Origin of the sequence: Streptomyces sp. SID1328 (assembly GCF_009865595.1) — a bacterium.
GTDB classification, from domain to species: Bacteria; Actinomycetota; Actinomycetes; order Streptomycetales; family Streptomycetaceae; genus Streptomyces; species Streptomyces griseoluteus.
Genome location: NZ_WWKH01000891.1, coordinates 1 through 5,888, shown reverse-complemented (window position 1 = coordinate 5,888; position 5,888 = coordinate 1). Strand labels below are relative to the sequence as shown.

General features: G+C 73.3%; 3 protein-coding genes and 1 pseudogene. 2 read left to right on the top strand and 2 right to left on the bottom strand.

Annotated features, from left to right (window positions below):
• Window positions 1–163: RsmD family RNA methyltransferase (locus tag GT030_RS28705; RefSeq protein WP_202460684.1), on the bottom strand; the 163-nt coding region annotated here is incomplete at its 3' end.
• A gap of 128 nt (window positions 164–291) precedes the next feature.
• Window positions 292–2,493, bottom strand: a complete 2,202-nt coding sequence (gene recG, locus GT030_RS28700) for an ATP-dependent DNA helicase RecG (protein ID WP_161203577.1) — start codon at window positions 2,491–2,493, stop codon at window positions 292–294.
• 194 nt (window positions 2,494–2,687) lie between these two features.
• Here recG and GT030_RS28695 point away from each other — a divergent pair, with 194 nt between their 5' ends.
• Window positions 2,688–4,526, top strand: coding sequence for an HSP90 family protein (locus tag GT030_RS28695; RefSeq protein WP_161203578.1), 1,839 nt, complete (start codon window positions 2,688–2,690; stop codon window positions 4,524–4,526).
• Window positions 4,523–5,888 (top strand): annotated as a pseudogene (locus GT030_RS28690) (tetratricopeptide repeat protein); the annotation flags it as partial. The gene GT030_RS28695 and the pseudogene GT030_RS28690, both read left to right, overlap by 4 nt.

Sequence of the window (5,888 nt, the reverse complement as noted above, 5' to 3'; positions counted from 1 at the left end):
CGTAGAGGTCCAGGACCCGTTCGCCGTCCAGGGGGGTGCCGAGGAGGGATTGCCAGGTGGAGAAGAGGGCTTCGCGTGCGCGGTCGGAGGTTGGGCGGGTGCCGGTCCCCGGCGGGACGGCCAAGCGGCGTCCGCCTGCCGTGCCGGCGATCACGCGGGTCATGTGAGCGGTCCTTCTTCTTGGGGGTTCTTCTATTTTCGCAGGTGGTGGCGGGTCTGCTGATGCGCCGGCGGGTGCGGGTGCCTGGGGGTCGACCACACGGTTCCCCACGCCCTTCGGGGAAAGACACCTCAGCCCTTCTCCAAGTACTGCTCCCTTTCCTCGTCCAGGAGGGCCTCCAGGGCTGTGCGCAGGCCGGGGAGGCGCTCCAGCTCCGGGTCCGCCGCCACCAACGCTGCCGCTTCCTCCCGTGCCTCCGCGATGATTTCCTCGTCCTCGATCACCTCCAGGACCCGGAGGCTGGTGCGGGCGCCGGACTGGGCCTGGCCGAGGACGTCGCCCTCGCGGCGTTGTTCGAGGTCGATGCGGGAGAGTTCGAAGCCGTCGAGAGTGGAGGCGACGGCGGTGAGACGCCGGCGGGCCGGGCTCGCCTCGGGCATCTCGCTGACCAGGAGGCACAGGCCGGGGGCCGAGCCGCGGCCGACGCGGCCGCGCAGCTGGTGGAGCTGGGAGACGCCGAAGCGGTCGGCGTCCATGATGACCATCGCGGTGGCGTTGGGGACGTTGACGCCGACCTCGATGACCGTGGTGGCGACCAGGACATCCGTCTCCCCGGCGGCGAAGCGGCGCATCACGGCGTCCTTGTCGTCGGGGTGCATCCTGCCGTGCAGCACCTCCACCCTGAGGCCCTTCAGCGGGCCCCGGGCGAGCTGGTCGGCGATGTCGAGGACCGCGATCGGGGGCCGTTTGTCGCCCTCGGTGGCCTTCTTCTCGGCGGCGCTCTCCTCCTCGTCGCCGATGCGGGGGCAGACGACGTACGCCTGGTGGCCGTTCTCGACCTCCTCGCGGACGCGTTCCCAGGCGCGGGCGAGGAAGTGGGGCTTGTCGGCGGCCGGGACGACATGGGTGGCGATCGGGGAGCGGCCGGCCGGGAGCTGATCGAGGACCGAGGTCTCCAGGTCGCCGAAGACCGTCATCGCGACCGTGCGCGGGATCGGGGTGGCCGTCATGACGAGCAAGTGCGGGGGCTGCTTGCCCTTGCCGCGCAGGGCGTCGCGCTGCTCGACGCCGAAGCGGTGCTGTTCGTCCACGACGACCAGGCCGAGGTCGTGGAACTGGACCTTGTCCTCGATGAGCGCGTGGGTGCCGATGACGATCCCCGCCTCACCGGTGACGATGTCCAGCAGCGCCTGCCTGCGCGCGGCAGCCCCCATCGACCCGGTCAGCAGCACCACCTTGGTCCCGTGCTCCGACCCGCCCAGCAGGCCCCCCTCGGCCAGTTCCCCCATCATCTCGGTGACCGACCGGTGATGCTGCTGAGCCAGCACCTCGGTGGGCGCGAGCATGGCCGCCTGCCCCCCGGCGTCGACCACGGCGAGCATGGCGCGCAACGCCACCATTGTCTTGCCCGACCCCACTTCTCCCTGGAGCAGCCGGTGCATGGGGTGGGCGGTGGCGAGGTCGGTGAAGATCTCGGCGGAGACGCGTTGCTGGCCCTCGGTGAGGGTGAAGGGGAGGCGGGCGTCGAAGGCGGTGAGGAGGCCGTCCTCGAGGGGGCGGCGGGGGACGGCGGGGAGCTGGGTGTCGGCGTGGCGGCGGCGGGCCAGGGCGACCTGGAGGACGAACGCCTCGTCCCACTTGAGGCGGGCGCGGGCGTCGGCGATGTCGGCCTTGGTGGCGGGGCGGTGGATCTTGACCAGGGCCTCCGGCAGCTCGACCAGGCCACGCCCCTCGCGCAGGGACTCCGGGAGCGGGTCGACGGCCTCCTGGACGCTGGGCAGCACGGTCTGCACCGCCTTGCCGATCTTCCAGGACTCCAGTTTGGCGGTGGCGGGGTAGATCGGGATCAGGGAGCCCGCCCAGCTCTCCACGGCCTCGTCGCCGTCCTCGGCGTCCTTGTCCAGCAATTCGTACGCCGGGTGCGCGAGTTGGAGGCGGCGGTTGAAGACGGAGACCTTGCCGGAGAACATCGCGCGGGTGCCGGGCAGCAGTTCCTTGTGCGGTTTGTGCACGCCGTTGCCGAAGAAGACCAGTTGGAGGCGGCCGCTGCCGTCGGTGATGGTGACCTCCAGCCGCTGGCCCTTGCCGCGCGGGGCGCGCGAGGAGGCGAAGGTGTGCAGCCGGGCGTCGGCGACCTGGGCGACCACGGTGACGTGCTCGTCCATGGGCAGGTCGGCGAGGTGGGTGAGCTGGCCGCGCTCCTCGTATCTGCGCGGGTAGTGGTGCAGGAGGTCGCCGACGGTGTGCAGGCCGAGGTTCTCGGCCATCACCTTCGCGGTGGCGGGACCGAGCACCTTCTTCAGGGGTTCTCGCAGTGCGGGCACGAGATCCATTGCACACCACACCACCGACATCGCCGTACAGGTGACTCCGCCCGGCCCCGGCGAGATCCCCGAAACACCTGGTCAGCTCGGGCCTGCGGGCCTAGGATGACGCGCCTCCGGCCATCCCCCGCGGTCACCGCCCCCACGGCACCCGACCGCCCGACCCCGCGCCGCGCGAAGCACCTCCCACCGGCGCCGTGACGATGGACTCCCAGACCTCCCAGTCATCCCCGGCCTCCGAGCCCGCCCCTCCGCACGCCTTCCAGGTCGACCTGCGCGGTCTGGTGGACCTGCTCTCCCAGCACCTGTACTCCAGTCCCAAGGTCTACCTGCGCGAGCTGCTCCAGAACGCCGTGGACGCCGTCACCGCCCGGCGGTCGGAGGAGCCCGGCGCCCCGGCGCGGGTGCGGCTGTTCCCGGACGGGCGGGGCGGGCTCAGGGTGGAGGACAGCGGCATCGGGCTCACCGAGTCGGACGTGCACACCCTGCTGGCGACCATAGGCCGCAGCTCCAAGCGGGCGGAGGGCCTGGAGGAGACGCGCTCGGGGTTCCTCGGCCGGTTCGGCATCGGTCTGCTGGCCTGCTTCGTGGTCGCCGAGCGCATCCGGGTGGTCAGCCGCAGCGCCCGCACGCCCGGCGCCCCGCCGGTGGAGTGGACGGCCGCCGACGACGGCTCGTACACCGTGCGGGCCCTGCCGGACTCGGCGCGCCCGGAGCCGGGCACGACCGTGCACCTGGTGGCGCGGCCGGGTGCCGGTGAGTGGCTGGCGCCCGCGCGGGTGCGCGCCCTGGCGCGGGACTTCGGCTCGCTGCTGCCGTACGACGTACGGGTGGACGACGAGCCGGTCACCGACCTCCCGGCACCCTGGGACCGGTCCTGGCCGAGCCAGGCGGAGCGGCGGGCGGCGCTGGAGGCGCACTGCCGGGAGCTGTTCGGCTTCACCCCGCTGGACGCGATCACGCTGGACGTGCCGCTGGCCGGGGTGCGCGGGGTGGCGTACGTCCTCCCCTCGGCGGTGAGCCCGGCGCAGCGGGCCACGCACCGGGTGCACCTGAAGGGCATGCTGCTCACCGAGCGCGCCGAACAGCTCCTGCCCGACTGGGCGTTCTTCGTACGCTGCGTGCTGGACACGGACACGCTGCGGCCCACGGCGTCGCGCGAGGCGCTGTACGAGGACGAGACGCTGGCCGGGGTGCGCGAGGCGCTGGGCGGGCGGGTGCGGGACTGGCTGACGGGGCTCGCGGCGGGTGACCCGGAGCGGCTCTCGGTGTTCCTGGCCGTGCACCATCTCGGGGTGCGGGCGCTGGCCCGGCACGACGGCGAGATGCTGCGGGTCATGCTGCCGTGGCTGCCGTTCGAGACCAGTGACGGGGAGCTGTCGCTGGAGGAGTTCGCCCGACGGCACCCGGTGGTGCACTTCACCCGGAGCGTGGAGGAGTTCCGCCAGGTCGCGCCGATCGCCGCAGCGCAGGGCGTCGGGGTGGTGAACGGGGGTTACACCTACGACGCGGAGCTGGTGGAGGCGCTGCCGTCGGTGCGGCCGGGCACGGTGGTCGCGGAGCTGGACGCGGACACGGTGACCGCGCATCTGGACTCGGTGGACCCGGAGGCTGAGCTGGCGCTTTCCGGCTTCCTGACGGCCGCGCGGGCCAGGCTCGATCCGCTGGACTGCGATGTGGTGCTGCGGGCGTTCCACCCGGTGTCGGTGCCCGCTCTGCATCTGGACGACCGGTCGGCGCGGCACGAGCGGGCGCGGGCGGAAGCCGAGGAGCAGGCGGACGACCTGTGGGCGGGCATCCTGGGCTCGCTGCGCGGCACCGCGCCACGCGCCCGGCTGGTGCTGAACCATCTCAACCCGCTGGTGCGGCGGGTGGGTTCACTGACCGACCCGGAGCTGACGGGCACGGCGGCCGAGGCGCTGTACGGGCAGGCGCTGCTGCTGGCGCACCGCCCGCTGCGGCCGGCCGACTCGGCGCTCGTGAACCGGGCGTTCGCCGGACTGCTGGACCGGGCGACACTCGGAGAGGGCGAGGGACGATGAGCCGGATCATGGACTTCGAGGCGCTGCGCCAGGCCATGGCGGAGAACGCGGAGCGGCCGGAGGGCCCGGCGCGCAACGCACGCGCGGAGGAACTCCTCGCCGAGGCGGAGAAGCTGGACGTCCCGCTCGCGGTGATCGAGGCGCTCGGTCATCAGGTGAAGGTCTACAACTACAGCTCGGAGAAGGACCGGGTGTTCGTCCCGTTCGCGCGGCTGCTGCGGATGTGGGACGAGCGTCCGGAGGATTTCGACGCGTACGAGGCGCACGCGCTGCACTGGACGTTCAAGTGGATGACGGCGGGCATGCTGGGCCAGCCGCACATCCCGCTGGCGTCGGTGGAGAACTGGCTCGCCGAGATGGAGCGCCGTTACCGGGTCGCCGGGTACTCCGAACGGGCCGTGCGGGCGGCCGAGTTCGGCATCGCCTCGCACATCGGGGACCGGGCGCGGGCCGAGCGGGCGTACCGCGCGTGGCTGGCCGCCGACCGGGACGACATGGCCGACTGCCACGCCTGCGAGCTGGGCGGGCAGGGCGGCTGGCAGGCCCGGTCGGGCCGGGACACGGAGGCGCTGGAGCTGTGGGCGCCGGTGCTGGAGGGCGAGTTCGCCTGTGCGCACGAGCCGCACGGAGTGCTGGCCCGCTCCCTGGTGCCGCTGCTGCGGCTGGGCCGGGTGGAGGAGGCGCGCGCCCATCATCTGCGGGGCATCCGGCTGGTGCGGCCCATGGAGAGCATGCGGGACGCGTACGCCGCCCATGTGGAGTTCTGCGCGCTGAGCGGGAACGAGGAGCGCGCCCTGGAGCTGCTGGCGGAGCGGCCCGCGTATTTCACGGACACCGGGCATCCGCGCAGCCTGCTGGAGTTCCTGGCCGTGGTGACGCTGCTGATGGACCGGCTGACCGCGCTCGGCCTGGGCGGCCGGGAGGTGCCGGGTCCGGCCGGGAGGACGTGGACCGCGCGGGAGCTGGCCGGGCACGCGCGCGTGGCGGCGCTGGAGCTGGCCGCGCGGTTCGACGCGCGCAACGGCTCCTCGCACATCGGTGACCTGACCCGCGCCACGATGGCGGCGAAGCCCTTGGTGGAGCGCCTCCCGCTGGGTGTACGGACTGCTCCGGCACCGCCTCCCGCCCCCGAGGAGGTCCCGGAGGAGGAGCCGGGAGTGCCCGAGCTGCTGGCGCGGGCGCGGCGGCTCTCGGAGACCCTCCAGCCGGACGCCCCGCAGGCATGGGCGGCCCTCGCCTTGGCCGCCGGTGGTGCCGGCCTCGACGCACGCGCGCGTGCCGAGCTGGCCGACAACGAGGCGATGGTCCACGGCCCCGACGGCATCCCGCTCTTCGAGGAGGCCGCCGCCCTGTACGCGGAGG